Annotated in this window: 15 protein-coding genes and 1 pseudogene; 11 read left to right on the plus strand and 5 right to left on the minus strand. The window is 63.3% G+C overall.

Annotation, left to right across the window (positions count from 1 at the left end; all coding sequences use genetic code 11):
• Window positions 1-60: 60 nt before the first annotated feature.
• Complete coding sequence (locus OKW26_RS39885) at window positions 61-1,248, minus strand: porin (RefSeq protein WP_429356977.1); 1,188 nt, start codon at window positions 1,246-1,248, stop codon at window positions 61-63.
• 36 nt (window positions 1,249-1,284) lie between these two features.
• A complete protein-coding gene (locus OKW26_RS39890) occupies window positions 1,285-2,466 on the minus strand; it encodes a M20 aminoacylase family protein (RefSeq protein ID WP_429356978.1) in 1,182 nt (393 codons plus the stop codon).
• Window positions 2,467-2,619: 153 nt separating this feature from the next.
• Between OKW26_RS39890 and OKW26_RS39895 the strand changes: the two genes are divergently transcribed.
• The gene (locus OKW26_RS39895) at window positions 2,620-3,510 is read left to right on the plus strand and encodes a LysR substrate-binding domain-containing protein (protein WP_429356979.1); all 891 of its coding nucleotides are present in this window, start codon (window positions 2,620-2,622) and stop codon (window positions 3,508-3,510) included.
• Between the two features lie 489 nt (window positions 3,511-3,999).
• Window positions 4,000-4,266: pseudogene (locus OKW26_RS39900) on the plus strand (alpha/beta fold hydrolase); the annotation flags it as partial.
• Between the two features lie 159 nt (window positions 4,267-4,425).
• Here the strand turns inward: OKW26_RS39900 and OKW26_RS39905 are convergent.
• Entirely contained in the window at window positions 4,426-5,358 is a 933-nt protein-coding gene (locus OKW26_RS39905) for a DMT family transporter (protein WP_429356980.1), read from the minus strand.
• 130 nt (window positions 5,359-5,488) lie between these two features.
• Between OKW26_RS39905 and OKW26_RS39910 the strand changes: the two genes are divergently transcribed.
• A complete protein-coding gene (locus OKW26_RS39910) occupies window positions 5,489-6,406 on the plus strand; it encodes a LysR family transcriptional regulator (protein ID WP_429356981.1) in 918 nt (305 codons plus the stop codon).
• Window positions 6,407-6,457: 51 nt separating this feature from the next.
• Here OKW26_RS39910 and OKW26_RS39915 read toward each other — a convergent pair whose 3' ends face one another.
• Window positions 6,458-6,658: a hypothetical protein gene (locus OKW26_RS39915; protein WP_429356982.1), complete on the minus strand. Its 201-nt coding sequence runs from the start codon at window positions 6,656-6,658 to the stop codon at window positions 6,458-6,460.
• A gap of 357 nt (window positions 6,659-7,015) precedes the next feature.
• Here OKW26_RS39915 and OKW26_RS39920 point away from each other — a divergent pair, with 357 nt between their 5' ends.
• Window positions 7,016-7,807: an SDR family NAD(P)-dependent oxidoreductase gene (locus tag OKW26_RS39920; protein WP_184070003.1), complete on the plus strand. Its 792-nt coding sequence runs from the start codon at window positions 7,016-7,018 to the stop codon at window positions 7,805-7,807.
• 126 nt (window positions 7,808-7,933) lie between these two features.
• Here OKW26_RS39920 and OKW26_RS39925 read toward each other — a convergent pair whose 3' ends face one another.
• Window positions 7,934-8,929 carry an LLM class flavin-dependent oxidoreductase gene (locus tag OKW26_RS39925; RefSeq protein WP_090805675.1) on the minus strand — a complete coding sequence of 332 codons (996 nt, stop codon included), beginning with the start codon at window positions 8,927-8,929 and terminating at the stop codon, window positions 7,934-7,936.
• A 320-nt stretch (window positions 8,930-9,249) separates the two neighbouring features.
• Here OKW26_RS39925 and OKW26_RS39930 point away from each other — a divergent pair, with 320 nt between their 5' ends.
• From OKW26_RS39930 to OKW26_RS39960, 7 genes are all read left to right on the plus strand, one after another.
• The gene (locus OKW26_RS39930; protein ID WP_184062057.1) at window positions 9,250-10,851 is read left to right on the plus strand and encodes a rhodanese-related sulfurtransferase; all 1,602 of its coding nucleotides are present in this window, start codon (window positions 9,250-9,252) and stop codon (window positions 10,849-10,851) included.
• A gap of 546 nt (window positions 10,852-11,397) precedes the next feature.
• Window positions 11,398-11,949, plus strand: a complete 552-nt coding sequence (gene bamE, locus OKW26_RS39935; RefSeq protein WP_090803993.1) for an outer membrane protein assembly factor BamE domain-containing protein — start codon at window positions 11,398-11,400, stop codon at window positions 11,947-11,949.
• A gap of 59 nt (window positions 11,950-12,008) precedes the next feature.
• A complete protein-coding gene (locus tag OKW26_RS39940) occupies window positions 12,009-12,962 on the plus strand; it encodes a patatin-like phospholipase family protein (protein WP_184044233.1) in 954 nt (317 codons plus the stop codon).
• Window positions 12,963-13,317: 355 nt separating this feature from the next.
• Window positions 13,318-14,007, plus strand: a complete 690-nt coding sequence (locus tag OKW26_RS39945) for an ABC transporter permease (RefSeq protein WP_184044506.1) — start codon at window positions 13,318-13,320, stop codon at window positions 14,005-14,007.
• Window positions 14,008-14,012: 5 nt separating this feature from the next.
• Window positions 14,013-14,726, plus strand: a complete 714-nt coding sequence (locus tag OKW26_RS39950; protein WP_184044231.1) for an ABC transporter permease — start codon at window positions 14,013-14,015, stop codon at window positions 14,724-14,726.
• Between the two features lie 91 nt (window positions 14,727-14,817).
• Window positions 14,818-15,609, plus strand: a complete 792-nt coding sequence (locus tag OKW26_RS39955) for an ABC transporter ATP-binding protein (protein ID WP_184044229.1) — start codon at window positions 14,818-14,820, stop codon at window positions 15,607-15,609.
• Window positions 15,610-15,637: 28 nt separating this feature from the next.
• Window positions 15,638-16,681, plus strand: coding sequence for a GlxA family transcriptional regulator (locus tag OKW26_RS39960; RefSeq protein WP_429356983.1), 1,044 nt, complete (start codon window positions 15,638-15,640; stop codon window positions 16,679-16,681).
• Window positions 16,682-16,778: the final 97 nt, after the last annotated feature.

Raw genomic sequence — 16,778 nt, forward strand, 5'->3', positions numbered from 1 at the left:
CAGAGGGCACAGCGTCGGCATCTGGTCGCACTGACCTGTGCCGGCCCGCTGTGCTCAGGCTCAGAACTTGTGATACATACCGAGGGATACGGTCATCGGCGTGGTGCCTTGCTCAGGCGATGCCGAGTTCGGTTGTGTCGGCAACGACGTACCGTTTAGCAACACGGACGAGATGCCATAGTTCCGGATAAAACCGGCCCGGGCATAGAGGCCAGTACGCTTCGACAGGGTGTAGTCATAGCCGAGCATTGCACCTAGCGCCGAATCTTGAGCCAGTCGCCCTGCGCTGTCCCGAACACCTGACGTATCGCGATAGACGACCGACGCGCGCAGCACATTGTGTCCGTAGGGCAGCGTCGCGCCCAGCATGTACGAGCGCGCAATGCCATTTCCCGCGAGGCGAGGCGCTACCTGGGCAAATCCAGCCGAAAGTACATAACTGCCCACGTCGTAGATCGCTGCGACGCCATAGGCATCGTTGCGCACGGTCTGCGTTCCTGAGGACGTGGCAACCGGTGTGCTCCAGACCTGGTTATAGTCAGCCGCTACGTACAGCGAACCGTTCGTCCACGAGGCAACGACCCCCTGGTTAGACGCATACGGCGAAACACCTTGGGTACCGTTGAACGCATAGAGGAACGTCGCACCCAGCCCCCCAACGCGCGGCGTGGTCCAGGTCACCGCGTTGCTGACCCGAACCAGCACCTGGCTCGACCCTGGACCGAGGTCGGCATTGTAGCCGACACCCTTACTGGTCTGCACGACGCCACCGGCCAGCCACGTGACAACCGAGTTGGTGACGACCTCTCCGAACGGGTCGGCCACATCGGGAAGAGACGCGGTGGTCTGGCGGCCCAACCGCACCACGCCCCAGCTCGTTGAATTCAGGCCGACCCATGCCTCGCGATCGAACAGGGTCTGGCTCGTCTGCAGGCTGCCGTTGTTGGCCTCGAATCCGTTCTCCAGATTGAATTCGGCCTTCAGTCCGCCTCCCAGATCCTCCCGCCCAAACAGGCCGAATTGTGACGTATGTGTGCCACCGCTTTGCATCTGCCAGAGCTTTTTTGCGCCGACGCTCTGGTAATTGATGCTCATGTCGACTACGCCATAGAGCGCGATCCCGTTGCTGGAGAGTTGGCTGTTGTATTGCGGTAAGGTGAACTGCTGAGACTGAATGAACGAGTCCGGATACGCAGCGTGAGAGAACAAGGCTATCCCCGCAACGAAAACACTCTTCTTATTTTTCATCGAGATCACGAAATGATTAGTAGATAGGTGCTGTCGTCACGCAGCCAGATACTGCTCGACTAAGCGGGCCCAATAGCTGGCGCCGATCGGCAGGGCTTCGTCGTTGAAGTCATAGCCCGGGTTGTGAAGCATGCAACTGCCGTGGCCTTGCGCGCCGTTGCCCAGCGCGACGTAGCAACCGGGCACTCTCTCGAGCATCCAGGAGAAGTCCTCCCCGCCCATCCTCCCCGGCGGCGCCGGGAAAATATTTTCAGCACCGACCACCGCGATAGCCGCTTCACGAGCCAATGCCGTCTCTTGCGGCGTATTCACGAGGACGCGAGAAATTGGTTTGTAGTCGATCTCCGCGGTGACGCCCAGGCTGCGAGCCTGGAATTCGACGATCTCGCGCAGACGGGATTCAATCAGCGCCTGCACCTCCTTGTTGCGCGCGCGCACGGTTACAAGGATTCTGGCCGTCGACGGCACGACGTTATGAGCCGTGCCGGCCATGATCGCGCCTACGGTTACGACCGCCGCGTCCGCCGTCGAAATGTTGCGTGAAACGATGGTCTGAAGCGCCATCACGATGCTAGCGGCTGCAACCACAGGATCCCGTCCGAAGTGGGGCATGGCGCCGTGGCAGCCCTTACCTGTCAGCACGATCGTCACCGTGTCGGACGAGGCAGCCACCGCGCCGCTTTGCACGACAAACTGCCCGACCGGCAGTCCCGGCGCGTTGTGGAGAGCGAATATTGCGTCGCACGGGAACCGTTCGAAGAGGCCGTCCTCGAGCATGCGCACCGCCCCACCCAGACCTTCTTCAGCGGGCTGGAAAATCAGGTTCAAGGTGCCGTTGAAGCGCCGGGTTTGCGCCAGATAGTGAGCGGCGGCCAGCAGGATCGCGGTGTGACCGTCGTGACCACATGCATGCATCTTCCCGCGTGTCTTGCTCGCATAAGGCAGGCCGGTGTCCTCAAGGATGGGCAGCGCGTCCATGTCGGCGCGGATGCCAATCTTGCGCGAGCCATTGCCGACCTTCAGGCGTCCGACCAGGCCAGTGCCGCCCACGCCTTCAGTCACCTCGTAACCCCACGCTTGCAGCTTCTGCGCGACCAGCCGGCTTGTCTCGAGTTCTTCGAAGCCAACTTCTGGATGGGAATGAATGCGCCGACGCAACTCAACAAATTCCGCCGCATGTTCGCGAATCTCGGGATGAATATCTACAGTCTGGGACAACGCTACCTCCTCAAATAGGGCCGAATAACCGCGCCGGCAACAACTGCAGCGCGGATCGAACGGCAGTCTATGGGGGTGGGGGTAAACAAAAAACTGATAAACTTTCATGCCCATAACCATTGGTTATGGTTTTTCGCCTGGAAATAGAGATCGATGAAACTCCATCAACTTCGCGCGTTAGTCGCGGTCGCGGATCAGGGCAGCATCGCCGGCGCAGCCCGGTCGCTATTCGTCAGCCAGCCGGCAGTCACCAAAGCAATCCGCGAACTCGAGTCGGATATCGGGATCACCTTGCTTGGCCGCAGCGTTACCGGTGTGACGTTGACGTCCACCGGTGAATCGCTAGTGCGACGTGCGCGGTTAATCGTCGGCGAGCTGGAGCGCGCCGAGGAACAGATGGCGATGGAAAAGGGCGCGCTGGAAGGGAAAATTACCGTCGGGGTGACGCCCATCACTGCGCTCACCCTGCTGCCGGGCGCCTATGAGCGGTTTCGAAAGGACATGCCTCAGATCAGAGTCACATTCCTGGAGCAGACGACCACGAGGTTGCTCGACAACCTGCGCCAGGGGACGCTCGATTTTGCGTTGGGCACATCAGCTGAGGTACTCTCTGATTCCGCCATGCAGGTTACTGACCTCGCGGTGTATCCCCTAGCGTTTGCGGTAAGGCAAAATGGTCTGCTGGCTCAAGCAACCTCGCTGGCAGATCTTTGTGATGCCGAGTGGCTGCACTCCGATACCACCGGCGCGTACCCAATTTACGTTGCCGAGTTGTTTCGCCGGCACGGCTTGCCGCCGCCGCAACGAATGACACTTTGCACGTCGCAGGCGCTTCTTTATAGTCTCGCGATAACGTTCGACGCAGTCATTGCGTGGTCGTTGCACGCGATCGGCGCTGTCAATGTGCGCGGGCAGTTCCGCAGGCTCGACTTCGTTGAAACGACACGCGATCTGAAGCTGCAGTTGATGCAGCGCGCAGGTGCGATCCAGACGCGACCCTCCGAATATTTCATGCGCTGCATCGTGGATGCGGCAGCAGTGTGATCCTCTGACTCGGCACGCGCGAAGCTATGACTGGTGACGACCAGAATATCTAAGCACGACGATTAACCGTCGGATATCCAACTTAGAGCAGCCATTCGCAATTGCCGTCCGAACGACTGGAGCGGGTCGCCATGCGTCCGACGCGCCGGCTGTACGCGGCCACGTGCCGACGCTCGCCGTCAGGCAGAGGCTCGCATTCAGCTGGCCCTTCCAGAAATGCGGCGTTGCGGATAAATTTCATGTCGTAGCAATCTACATCCCAAAAGGCTACGCAACGGGTTTAGGTCAGCGTGGCAAAGTTCGCGAATGTCTCCTTTTGCGGAGGACCGACGACCGCTCCGGGTCGGGAAGCGCCTTTCCCGGGAGATCCGCGAACAATCATTTTGCTGCCTCTGGCACACCTGTATTCCGCTCAAAGCCTTATGGGATAGGAATTTGGGGGGCATCGGCGAAAAGTTTATTGTGATGACCGTTGTGCGCAACCTGTTTTTTTATGAGCTGGGCCAGCTCAGCATGCCGACGCTGCTGCTGATCGGCCAGAAGGACACGACGGCGATCGGCAAGGACGCCTCGCCGCCCGAGGTGCGCGCGAAGCTCGGCCATTACCCCGAATTGGGCCGCGCGGCCGCGAAGGCGATTCCCCATGCGACGCTGGTCGAGTTCGCGGGGCTCGGTCACGCGCCGCAGATGCAGGACCCGGAAGCGTTTCATCAGGCACTGCTCGATGGACTCGCGGCGGTGCCGACCAATCGTTGAGCGTTCAAAGGGCCTTCTGTCCCGCTACCGTACTCCTGCGTCGTTCACCGCCAGGCGAAACGTCCTGGTTGCTACTTTATGGCTCGTCGCGGATTTCCACGGAGGACGCTTGCGGACAGGCTCTAGTCGGCCAGGAACTGCTTGCGCCCTGAAGACAGCCTAACCGTCAACCGAAGTGGCGGGATGCATTTCAAGTGCCGCGTTGGCGTCCCTTTTAAACGGAACCGCCGCCAGCACCGATGCAAGTACCATCAGACCTCCGCCAAACCATGCCCAGCCAGAAAGATGCTCACCGAGCCATACGTATGCGAATAGCGCGCCGAACGCGGGCTCGCTTCCCATCAGCAAAGCGACGCGCGTTGGGTTGCTGCGCTTGACGGCGAAGTTCTGTGCGAAGAAAGCGAACAACGTACAGGCGAGCACGAGGTAAGCGATGCTCGCCCAGAAGTCACCGTGCCCACTGAGCGACGGCAGCGCATCCCAATGTTGTGACGGCAGCACGAACGTCGCCAGGACACTGCCCAATGCAACGACGCCTGCCTGGACCGCCGTCACCGACAGCGGAGCAAGTTCCGATTCGCGCATCACACGCTTGGTCACGCACACCATCAGCGCACGCAGTAACGCCGCAAGAAGAATCAGCGCGTCGCCCGCGGTCGGAATGATCACGCCTGCGCTCACGAACGCGGCGCCCGTCAGCGACAGGCCCACGGCGATCCATTCGCCACTCGACGGCTTTCGTCGTAGCAACACCCATTCGACCAGCGGCGTAAGCGCGACACACAGACTGATAAGGAACGCCGCATTCGACGCGCGTGTGTGCGCTATCCCGAAAGTCTCGGCCAAAAAGATGCCGAGCAGGATTGCACTGGAGCCGAGCGCGCCCAGCAAGGCGGACGCTTTGACGTGTCGGAGCGAGCGCAACGCCGGCGACAACACGAGGAACGTCAGCCCGAAGCGCAACGCCAGCAGACCGAGCACGGGATAGATCGTGAGCGCGCCTTTCACGACCCCATAACTGGTGCCCCACACCATCGCGACCGCAAGCAGCATCAGGTCGGATATCCATAACGGGCTCTTTTGCTTCGACATGACGGACCTTCTGTTTTTCATTCGAACGGCCCAAATTGTCGGGTATTGCATTGACAAATATAATCCGGGTCAGTGGAACATCTTTTATGTTTGAGATGCACAAATAGCTGGTGAGGGTGCGAGGGTCGCGATGAATCCCAATGAACTCTTTGCGTTGCTACCCGACATGGCGACGTTTGCGAGGGTTGTCGACGCCGGCAACTTCTCCATTGCCGCGCGGCAACTGGGCAGTACACCGTCGACTGTCAGTCGGCAGATCAAGCGCCTTGAGGATTCGCTTGGCACGCGGTTGCTTGAGCGCTCGACCCGTAGCATCCGTTTGACGGATTCAGGCGCGCAGATCTACCGGTATTGCCGGGATATGGTCGGCGCAGCGTCGGGCGCCGTCGACGTCGCTGGACAAGTGACGGGTGATCCGCGAGGCAAGGTCAGCATCAGTGCGCCGATTTCATTTGCGAGATCTGTCATCCATCCGCTTGTTCCCGAATTTCTGCGCATGTGGCCCGACGTGGATGTCCATCTGGTCTTCGCCGACCACGAAGTCGATCCGCTACGTGACGATGTCGATATGGTGATCCGACTCACGCGTTCGCCTCCGCCAGGCCTTGCTGCCCGGCGACTTGGAGCGGTCAAATGGGTTCTATGCGCGTCACCTGCCTATCTCGCGGAACGGGGGACCCCGGCCGAGCCGCACGACCTTGCTCGGCATGCATGCATGTATCTAGGGGAGACGGTCGACGACAATCGATGGCATTTCCGCCGCGACTCTGAGACACAGTCGGTCGAAGTGAAGGGGCGATACATCGCCAATGATGCGGGCGCGCGATTGGATGCTGCGCTGCATGGCCTGGGCATTGCGAGCTTGCCCGATTTTGCTGCTGCGCAGGCGATTTCGAGGGGCGACATTCTCCGGGTGCTGACCGACTGGGAATTCGAGGCCCGTACATATATGGGACCGGTCTGGCTGCTTTATCCGTCGAGCCGTTTTTTACCGTCTCGAGCACGTGCGCTCATCGATTACCTGGTGAGCCAGCTTCACGACAGGTAGGCTGCTACACCGACGGCATCGGGCGCGCAGGGCTGCGCGCCTCCTTTGCTGTCAGCCGTGGTAGAAGCCGTCGGTGACCGAGTTTTGCAGCACGCCGTCGACATAGACGCCGACAGGGTCGCCATCAGTGGACGTGAGGATCGAGCCGATGTGCTGGCCGGGTAGTTTCATCCGGCCACCTTGAATTTTGGTCATCTCCTGGTGATCAAGTTCTGCAGTGTTCTGGATGTCGTCGATGGTCAGCGTGTTCATGATGTGTCTCCTTGAACAAGAGGGTTGTACAAACATTTAAGCGGCCGGCTGCTTGCAGCACACAACGCACATGTCATGCCATCCGGGCGTGATCTGCGCGGAGCGCGCATCCCCAGTGAATCGCGATGATGCGAGTTTGGGCGCCACCATCACTTAGCCAAACGAAGTTGGAAAATCGCTGACATGGCCTTGCTTTCCTTCTCCTACAACAGCAACGAATCGCAGGCGTTCCTGACCGAACCGCCTCACTGGTCGATGGTGGCGCATCGATTACACGTACGTGAACCTCCTGGCGGCATCCGACGTTCAAGACCCGATGTCGCCATTTTTAATTCATCCATTGAAAGGAAATCACTCATGGACCTGAACCTGACAGGCAAGCTCGCACTGGTGAGCGGCAGCACAGCCGGCATCGGTCTCGCTATCGCCAGCACGTTGGCGCAGGAGGGCGCTCGTGTGATCGTGAACGGCCGCGCCCAGTCATCTGTGGACGACGTGGTCGCGCAGCTGAAAGCGCAGACGGGCAGCGACGTGCAGGGATTTGCGGGCGATCTCAGTACCGCCGCTTCAGCAGAAGAGCTCGCGCGACGCTATCCGGACGTGGAAATTCTGGTCAACAACCTCGGCATCTTCGAGCCCAAGCCGTTTGAAGAGATTCCCGATGCGGACTGGCAGCGGTTCTTCGACGTCAATGTCTTGAGTGGGGTACGCCTCGCTCGCCTGTTTTTGCCTGCGATGAGGCAGGCCAACTGGGGGCGCATCATTTTCATTTCGAGCGAAAGCGCGGTGCAGATTCCAGCAGAAATGATCCACTACGGGATGACGAAAACCGCGCAGCTGGCGGTCTCGCGGGGGCTCGCCGAAGCCGTTGCCGGCACGGGCATTACGGTCAATAGCGTGCTGCCGGGGCCGACGAAATCGCGTGGAGTGGGTGAATTCGTGGAGACCCTTGCCAAGGCCGACGGCAAATCGTTTGAAGCGTTCGAAACAGAGTTCTTCGAGAAGGTCCGTCCCACCTCGCTCATCAAGCGATTCGGTTCGCCGCAGGAAATCGCGTCGCTCGTGGCCTATATCGCCAGTCCGCTTTCGTCGGCCACGACGGGAGCCGCGTTGCGGGCCGACGGGGGCGTTATAAAGAGCGCCTTCTAGACCGCGAAGGCATTGGGCCGACTTCTCACACGACCGGCCCCAACTCAGTGCAAAGACAAGGGCGGCTTGCCATGAGCCGCCCTTTTTTCGTGCGTCGCCGTGTCCGCCGATCGGTTCGCGAACCGCTTATCTGGCCGCCATCATTTCATCGCGCACCTCGGCGCCGATCTCGAACGAGCGCAGCCGCGCGGCGTGATCGTAAATCTGCGCGGTCAGCATCAACTCGTTCGCGCCGGTCTGCTCGATGATCGATTGCAGACCTTCGCGGATTGCGTCGCGATCGCCGAGCACCGTGCAGGCGAGCGCACGCGCGACGTTGTTCAACTCCATCTCCGACGCGTCGAGCCGCTCGACCGGCGGCTGCAATTGTCCCGGCGTGCCGCGCCGCAGATTGATGAACTGCTGCTGCAGCGACGTGAACAGGCGTGCGGCTTCGTCGTTCGTGTCGGCGGCGAACAGATTGACGCCGACCATCGCATAGGGCTTCGCCAGCGTCGCGGACGGCCGGAACTGCGTGCGATACACCTGCAACGCGGTCATCATGTAATCGGGCGCGAAGTGCGACGCGAACGCGAACGGTAGCCCGAGCGCCGCGGCCAGTTGCGCGCTGTACAGCGACGAACCGAGCAGCCACAGCGGCACGTTCAGGCCCGCGCCCGGCACCGCGCGAATGCGCTGGCCCGCGACCGGCTCAGCGAAATACCGTTGCAATTCGACGACGTCGTCGGGGAAGGTTTCGGCGCTCGCCTGGAGATCGCGGCGCAGCGCGCGAGCGGTGGTCTGATCGGTGCCGGGCGCGCGGCCGAGGCCGAGATCGATCCGCCCCGGATACAGCGACGCGAGCGTGCCGAACTGCTCGGCGATCACGAGCGGCGCATGGTTCGGCAGCATGATGCCGCCGGAGCCGACGCGAATCGTCTTCGTGCCGCCGGCCACGTAGCCGATCACGACCGAGGTCGCCGCGCTCGCGATACCGGTCATGTTGTGATGCTCGGCGAGCCAGTAACGCTTGTAGTTCAGCTTTTCCGCGTGCTGCGCGAGTGACAGTGTGTTCCTGAACGCGTCAGCCGGCGTGGCACCCGCGGTGACCGGCGAAAGATCGAGAACCGAGAAGGGGATCATTGTCTGTTGATTGCGATGGGCGGCGCTTTTGCGCGATGGGGCATTGTGGCAAAGCGGCGCCTTTTCTGCTGGCGGCGCGGCGATGCCCCTGTCGACCGAAGGGTCGGCAGGACCGATGAGGCGCACTGAGGCGCGACCCATGGCGCGGAAATTGCGCGTGCGTGTTCGTGCGGCGGTGCTTCGCATTCGCAGTGCGCCCGAATCAGCAATCCAGCGAGTGACCGTGCGCCGATCGGAATTCGAGTGTACGGTTAAGTATCGGTGCGGTGACGCGACCCGTTGCCGGACATCCGGAATGTAGCGAAGGAGTTCCCGATCCCATGAATGTCGTCAAAGAGTTTCGTACCCGGTCATTCCAAGACGTGTCCCACGCATTGCTCGACCGCGAGGAGATCGCGCTCGTCGACGTGCGTGAGGAAGATCCGCACGCGCGCAGTCATCCGTTGTTCGCCGCCAATCTGCCGCTGTCGCGGCTCGAACTCGACGCGCCGCTGCGGCTGCCTCGCCCGGCCGTGCCGATCGTCGTGTTCGATGCCGGCGAAGGCCTCGCGAGGCGTGCGGCCGAGCGCTTCGCCGAACTCGGCTATACCAACGTCGCCTTGCTAGAAGGCGGCCTGCAAGGCTGGCGCGAAGCGGGCGGCGAGTTGTTCAAGGATGTCAACGTGCCGAGCAAGGCGTTCGGCGAACTGGTCGAAAGCGTGCGTCATACGCCGTCGCTGTCCGCGCAGCAGGTGCAGGCGCTGCTCGATCGCGAGGCCGATGTCGTGGTGCTCGACGCGCGCCGCTTCGACGAGTTTCAGATCATGAACATCCCCGGCAGCATCAGCGTGCCGGGCGCGGAGCTGGTGCTGCGCGCCAGGCAGCTCGCGCCGGATCCGGCCACGCGCATCATCGTCAATTGCGCGGGGCGCACGCGCAGCATCATCGGCGCGCAGTCGCTGATCAACGCGGGCGTGCCGAATCCGGTGGCCGCGCTGCGCAACGGCACGATGGGCTGGACGCTCGCCGGTCAACCGCTCGCGCACGGCAGCGCGCGGCGTGTCGAAGGCGCGGTCGACGACGCTTCCCGTCTGGCCGCGGCAGACGGCGCGCGCGCGCTTGCCGACCGGGCGCGCGTGCGCCGCACGTCGCGCGACGAAGCGCGCCGCTGGGCCGACGAAGCGATGCGTACCGTCTATCGCTTCGACGTTCGCAACCCCGAGGAATACGAGGCGGGCCACGTTCCCGGTTTTCGCAGCGCGCCAGGCGGCCAGCTCGTGCAGGAAACCGACCTGTTCGTGACGGTGCGCGGCGCGCGCGTGATCCTCGCGGACAGCGACGGTGTGCGCGCGAACATGACCGCATCGTGGCTCGCGCAGATGAACGTAGAGGTGTACGTGGTCGATGGCCTGACGGCGGCCGATTTCGCCGAGAAGGGCATGGCGCCGTTGGCGCGCAACGCGGTCACGCCGCCCGACGTCGACGACATCGCGCCGGCCGAGCTCGCCGCGCTGCTGCAGTCGACGGGAACCGTCGTGCTCGATTTCACGAGCAGCACGCACTATCTGAGGCGGCATATTCCGGGCGCGTGGTTCGTGATCCGCAGTCAGCTCGCCGACGCGCTGCGCACGCTGCCCGACGCGAAGCGCTATGTGCTCACGTGCGGCAGCGACGTGCTCGCGCGCTTCGTCGCGCCGGAGCTCGCCGCGGCGACCGGGCGGCCGGTGCAGGTGCTGCGCGGCGGCACGATCGCGTGGATCGACGCGGGCCTGCCCGTGGAGTCGGGCGGCACGCGGATGGCGTCGCCGCGAATCGATCGTTATCAGCGGCCGTATGAGGGCACCGAGAACGCGCGCGAAGCGATGAGCGCGTATCTGGAGTGGGAGCATGGGCTCGTCGCGCAACTCGCGCGCGACGGCACGCACGGCTTTCGTGTGATTTGATGGGCCGGCCATCCGGCGGCCGGCGATCCGGGGGCCGGCCATCCGGCACCCCTCTTGCGCCACGCGAATCTTCTGCCGATTCGGTGTAAACGCGCTCTCGTCGAAAGCCTCCGATGCGTTTAGATTAGCGGCATCTGGAAGGCTTTTCGAGGGACCAGGGCGGCCATAAAAGGCAGCGGTTTGTCATTCGGCGATGGCGCAAGGTGAGTAGCCAAGGTTGCTCATCGCTTCGTCTGGAGCAGACCGCTGCGCGTCGTCCGCGGTGCCTCGCGCAAGGCGGCTAATGAGCCGCCGTCACTTTCGGTTGATCCTATCGACCGACATGGCGACGCTGTACACAGCGTCGCCTTTTTGCTTCTGGCGTGCCCATCTCGACGGACCTCAGCCGGTCCATTAGTGCTACGCGCAACACGTTGCGTGCGTAGCCGCACCCGTCGCGCCCGCGTTGCTCGCGGTTTTCTCCGTGCGCGGTTATCCTTGTAGTACACACTACAGACCGGCCAGGCGCCGCGACGACAGATCCCACACCTCCGGACAGGAACCGAAGTGAGCCTCAAACCGCTGGGCGTCACGCTACTGATAGCGTGCTTTGCGCTGACCGGCTGCGACCAACAGCAGAGCGATCAAGCCGTGCAAAAACTCAAGGACTTTTTCAACGCCGTCAAACCGGACGCGTTGCTGCTCAAGAACATGACGCCGGGCGTCACGACCGAAGCGCAAATCCTCGCGCAGATGGGCAAGCCCGAGACCACGCGCACCTTCACCGACGGCTCGAAGCGCTTCGAATATCCGCGCGGCCCGCAAGGCCTGAACACCTACATGGTCGACATCGATCGCGACGGCAAGCTGCAGGCGATCACGCAGGTGCTGACCGCGGACAACTTCGCGCAGGTTCGCTCGGGCATGACCGAGGACGAGGTGCGGCGCTTGCTTGGCAAGCCTGGACAGGTGGCGGTGTTTCCGCTGAAGCCGGAAACCGTGTGGAGCTGGAAATGGCGCGAGGGCGGCGTGACCGAAGAAGGCATCTTCAACGTTCACTTCGACCGGAACCAGAGGGTGTACACCACGTCACGCTCGGATGTGATCCGCGGGCGATAGGCGGGGGCAATGTCGATCAGAAGACGGCCGGATAAGCGGGCCGAAAAAGCGGGGTAGGCATGATACGTCGACGTCGATACAGCCGGATCGGGCTGGTGTTGGGGGGCGGCGCCGCGCGCGGCTGGGCGCATATCGGCGCGATTCGCGCGCTGCAAGACGCGGGCATCAGGCCCGACGTCGTGTGCGGCACGTCGATCGGCGCGCTGGTCGGCGCGGTCTATGCGAACGGCGATCTCGACTGGCTCGAGGAGTGGGTGTCGCGCCTCACGTGGCAGACCGTGGTGCGGCTGCTCGATCTGCGCATCTCGGGCGGCCTGCTTGGCGGGCGCAAGGTGATCCAGCTATTCGCCGACAAATTCGCCGGCTGCTCGATCGCGCAACTGCACATGCCGTTCGCGGCGGTCGCGACCGAACTCGACACGGGCCGCGAAATCTGGCTGCAGGACGGCAGCACGATCGACTCGGTGCGCGCGTCGATTGCGATTCCGGGCATCTTCACGCCGGTATGGCACAACGGCGTGTGGCTCGTCGACGGCGGGCTCAGCAATCCGGTGCCGGTGTCGGTCGCGCGGGGCATGCGCGCGGACTGCGTGATCGCGATCGATCTGAACAACGACATCCTGAACGGCCGCGATTTCGGCGGCCCGGTCATTCAAACGCCCGCGCTCGATCCCACCGCGCCGCCGCCCGTCGCGCTGCGCCGCAACGGCAAGCCATGGCCGCGCTGGCTCGCGCCGGCGGAGGCGAGCGCCACCGACGACGTGCGCGTGCCGCCGAAGCCAAGCGCGCAGGTGCCGTCGATGCTGAGCTCGATCGCGCAAAGCATCGACATCATGCAGGTGCGTATCACGCGCAGCCGGCTCGCTGGCGAACCGGCCGATATCCTGATCCAGCCGCGTCTCGGCGGCATGGGCATCTTCGATTTTCATCGCGCGGCGCCAGCCATCGAGGAAGGGCGCGAGGCGGTCGAGCAGATGCTGCCGGCGATTCGCGCGCGGCTCGGGCTCGACTGAGCGCGAGCTGTCAGGCGTCGGAGCCGGCGTGAACGCGCTGATGCAACAGCGCGACGCGTTCGGGCGGTGCCACCGCCGTCGGCGCGGCCTATCGAAAAAGCGACCCGAAACTTGCGAAATCGCCGCACGGCCAGGCGCGCGCCGCGCGTGCGACAACACGATAACCCCCATGAAACCAAGCGCTACGAGCGTTCCGTCGGGCGTCGAAGTGTCATGTTGCGTCGCAGCAAACCGCTCGCCCGGTATTTGAGAAATTGATTTCGGCTTGCGAGACTCCGCGCCATGCCGGAGCAGCGAGCAGCCCATGAAGCCGCCGCCATCCGCGCCAATTCTACGAACCTGGATGGAGACACGCGTGTTCCTATACGGCTTTGGTCCCGTGCTGCTCGCCGGCACGCTCCAGACGATCGAGCTGTCCGTTCTGTCGCTGGCGGCCGCTGTGTTGCTCGGCCTCGCGGGCGCGGCGGCGAAACTCTCGTTCAACCGGCCCCTGCGGGTCATCGCGACCGGCTACACGACGCTGATCCGCTCGGTGCCCGACCTCGTGCTGATGCTGCTGCTGTTCTACAGCATCCAGATCTGGCTCAATGATCTGACCGACATGTTCAACATCGAGCAGATCGACATCGATCCGTTCGTGGCCGGCGTGCTGACGCTCGGTTTCATCTACGGCGCGTATTTCACCGAGACTTTTCGCGGCGCCTTTCTCGCGGTGCCGCGCGGCCAGCTCGAAGCGGGCAGCGCGTACGGCATGAGCGGCGTGCGCGTGTTCACGCGCATCCTGTTCCCGCAGATGATGCGCTTCGCGCTGCCCGGCATCGGCAACAACTGGCAGGTGCTCGTGAAGGCCACCGCGCTCGTGTCGATCATCGGTCTCGCCGACGTCGTCAAGGCCGCGCAGGACGCGGGCAAGAGTACCTTCAACATGTTCTTCTTCATCCTCGTCGCCGCGCTGATCTATCTGGCGATCACCACCGTATCGAACCTCGTGCTGATCTGGCTGAACCGCCGCTATTCGATCGGCGTGCGACACGCGGAGCTCTGAGCGTCATGATCGACATCCTCAATCAATTCTGGAAGGCGTATCTGTTCTGGGACGGGCAACGCCTGTCGGGTCTCGCGGTCACGCTGTGGCTGCTGGTCGCGTCGATCGCGATCGGCTTCGTGTGCGCCGTGCCGCTCGCGGTCGCGCGCGTGTCGAAGAAGCGCTGGCTGTCGACGCCGGTACGTCTGTACACCTACGTATTTCGCGGCACGCCGCTCTACGTCCAACTGCTGTTGATCTACACCGGCGTGTACAGTCTCGCGTTCGTGCGCTCGCACAGTCTGCTCGACGCGTTCTTTCGCAGCGGCTTTCACTGTGCGATCCTCGCGTTCGCCTTGAACACCTGCGCGTACACGACCGAGATTTTCGCGGGCGCGATCCGCTCGACCTCGCACGGCGAAGTCGAGGCGGCGCGTGCCTACGGCATGAGCGCGTTCACGATGTACCGGCGCATTGTGATACCGTCCGCGCTGCGCCGCGCGTTGCCGTTGTACAGTAACGAAGTGATCCTGATGCTGCATGCGACGACGGTCGCGTTCACGGCCACGGTGCCCGACATCCTGAAGGTCGCGCGCGACGCGAACTCGGCGACCTACCAGTCGTTCAACGCGTTCGGGCTCGCGGCGCTGATTTATCTCGTGGTGTCGTTCGCGCTCGTCGCGCTGTTCAGGCGTGCCGAGCGTCGCTGGCTCGCGCATCTCGCGGTGCGCACGCACTGAGCGCGCGTTGACGACATAGCATCGGGCGCCTCGAGCTTCGGCAGGGCGGCGTCCGCACCAGACCGATCCGTATTCTCACTGGGAGAGCATCTTGCTCCATACCACTCAAACCGAAGCTTGCAAGCTCGCCGTACAGGACATCCACAAGCGCTACGGCGACAACGAAGTGCTCAAGGGCGTGTCGCTCAACGCGAACAAGGGCGACGTGATCAGCATCATCGGCGCGAGCGGCTCGGGCAAGAGCACTTTCCTGCGTTGCATCAATTTTCTCGAGCGGCCGAACGCCGGGCAGATCATCGTCGACGGCGAAGCGGTCAAGACGAAGACCGATCGCGCCGGCAATCTCGAAGTCGCCGATCACAAGCAGCTTCAGCGCATCCGCACGAAGCTCGCGATGGTGTTCCAGCACTTCAACCTGTGGGCGCACATGAACGTGCTCGAGAACGTGATCGAAGCGCCGATTCATGTGCTCGGTCTGAAGCGCAAGGAGGCCGAGGATCGGGCGCGCGAGTATCTGGAGAAGGTCGGGCTCGCGCCGCGTCTCGAGAAGCAGTATCCGTCGCATCTGTCGGGCGGCCAGCAGCAGCGTGTCGCGATCGCGCGCGCGCTCGCGATGGACCCGGACGTGATGCTGTTCGACGAGCCGACCTCCGCGCTCGACCCCGAACTGGTCGGCGAAGTGCTGAAGGTGATGCAGAAGCTCGCCGAGGAAGGCCGCACGATGATCGTCGTCACGCATGAAATGGGCTTCGCGCGCAACGTGTCGAACCACGTGATGTTCCTGCACCAGGGCCGCACCGAGGAAGAGGGCAATCCCGCCGAGGTGCTGAGCGCGCCGCGCAGCGAGCGCCTGAAGCAGTTCCTGTCCGGCAGCCTGAAGTAGCGCGCGGCTCGCTTTTTACGGACACCCGATGGCCCGCACGTCCAGCCCGGCTCGCACGACCCAGGTCGCGATCGTGGCACTGCCGCCCGTGTCGATGTCGGGCGTCGGGCCGATCGTCGACGCGCTCAGTCTCGCCAATGAAATCGACGGCCGTGCGCTGTATCGCGTGCAGGTATGTTCGTGGGACGGCCGCGCGGTGCCGCTCGCGGGCGGCGCGCAATGGCCGGCCGATGCCGCGTTCGGCGACGCGATCGCGTGTGACTGGCTGATCATCGTCAGCGAGCGGTTCCAGCAGTTCGCCGACTATCGTCTGTTTCTCGCGAGCCTCGCGCGCGTCGGTCAGCGCACGCCGCTCGTCACCGGTATCCACCACGGCGTGTGGTGGCTCGCGATGGCGGGGCAACTGTCCGGCTATCGCGTCAGCGTGAACTGGGAAACCTATCAGCAGTTCTCCGAACAGTTCGAACGCTCGATCGTCACGCAGCAGATCTTCGAAATCGATCGCGATCGCGCGACCTGCGCGGGCGGCCAGGCGACCGTCGACTTCATGCTCGCGATGATCGGCCGCGAGCACGGGCCCGAACTCGCGGAGCGCATCGCCGATACGCTCGGCGTAGGCGTGCTGCGCGCGGGCGAGGAGCGTCAGCGCATTCCGTTCGTGACCGCGCCGGGCGAGCGCCACCCGCGCCTGAACGACGCGCTGCTGCTGATGGAAGCCAATATCGAGGACCCGCTGACCACCGATGAAATCGCCGGCTTCGTAGGCGTCTCGCGGCGGCAGCTCGAGCGCCTGTTTCGCCAGTATCTCGGCTCGATGCCGTCCAAATACTATCTGGGGCTGCGGCTGTCGAAGGCACGCACGCAATTGCAGCGCACCAGCAAATCCGTCGTGCAGATCAGCCTCGCATGCGGGTTTGCGTCGGCGGCGCACTTTTCGAATGCGTATCGGGAGCGCTTCGGCGTCACGCCGCGCGAGGATCGCCGCAACTGGATCGACCGCCAGACCGGCGCGCACGGCGGCGCGAGCGAGCCGCGGCCGGCCGCGCTGATCGAGCGGCCCGAGCTCGATTGACGCAAGCCATCTGAAAGCGAAACCGCGGCAAGTTCAGCGCAAAGCTCGACAGCCGCGACGCGCGGAACCTCATAGAAAGCGTCGCGTATGCGCAAGA

Source organism: Paraburkholderia sp. 32 (genome assembly GCF_050435345.1).
GTDB lineage: Bacteria > Pseudomonadota > Gammaproteobacteria > Burkholderiales > Burkholderiaceae > Paraburkholderia > Paraburkholderia tuberum.

Coding starts and splice junctions, on each gene's coding strand:
- OKW26_RS39885 (WP_429356977.1), bottom strand. CDS start 1,248: ATGAAAAATAAGAAGAGTGTTTTCGTTGCGGGGATAGCCTTGTTCTCT.
- OKW26_RS39895 (WP_429356979.1), top strand. CDS start 2,620: ATGAAACTCCATCAACTTCGCGCGTTAGTCGCGGTCGCGGATCAGGGC.
- OKW26_RS39905 (WP_429356980.1), bottom strand. CDS start 5,358: ATGTCGAAGCAAAAGAGCCCGTTATGGATATCCGACCTGATGCTGCTT.
- OKW26_RS39910 (WP_429356981.1), top strand. CDS start 5,489: ATGAATCCCAATGAACTCTTTGCGTTGCTACCCGACATGGCGACGTTT.
- OKW26_RS39915 (WP_429356982.1), bottom strand. CDS start 6,658: ATGAACACGCTGACCATCGACGACATCCAGAACACTGCAGAACTTGAT.
- OKW26_RS39920 (WP_184070003.1), top strand. CDS start 7,016: ATGGACCTGAACCTGACAGGCAAGCTCGCACTGGTGAGCGGCAGCACA.
- OKW26_RS39925 (WP_090805675.1), bottom strand. CDS start 8,929: ATGATCCCCTTCTCGGTTCTCGATCTTTCGCCGGTCACCGCGGGTGCC.
- OKW26_RS39930 (WP_184062057.1), top strand. CDS start 9,250: ATGAATGTCGTCAAAGAGTTTCGTACCCGGTCATTCCAAGACGTGTCC.
- OKW26_RS39940 (WP_184044233.1), top strand. CDS start 12,009: ATGATACGTCGACGTCGATACAGCCGGATCGGGCTGGTGTTGGGGGGC.
- OKW26_RS39950 (WP_184044231.1), top strand. CDS start 14,013: ATGATCGACATCCTCAATCAATTCTGGAAGGCGTATCTGTTCTGGGAC.
- OKW26_RS39960 (WP_429356983.1), top strand. CDS start 15,638: ATGGCCCGCACGTCCAGCCCGGCTCGCACGACCCAGGTCGCGATCGTG.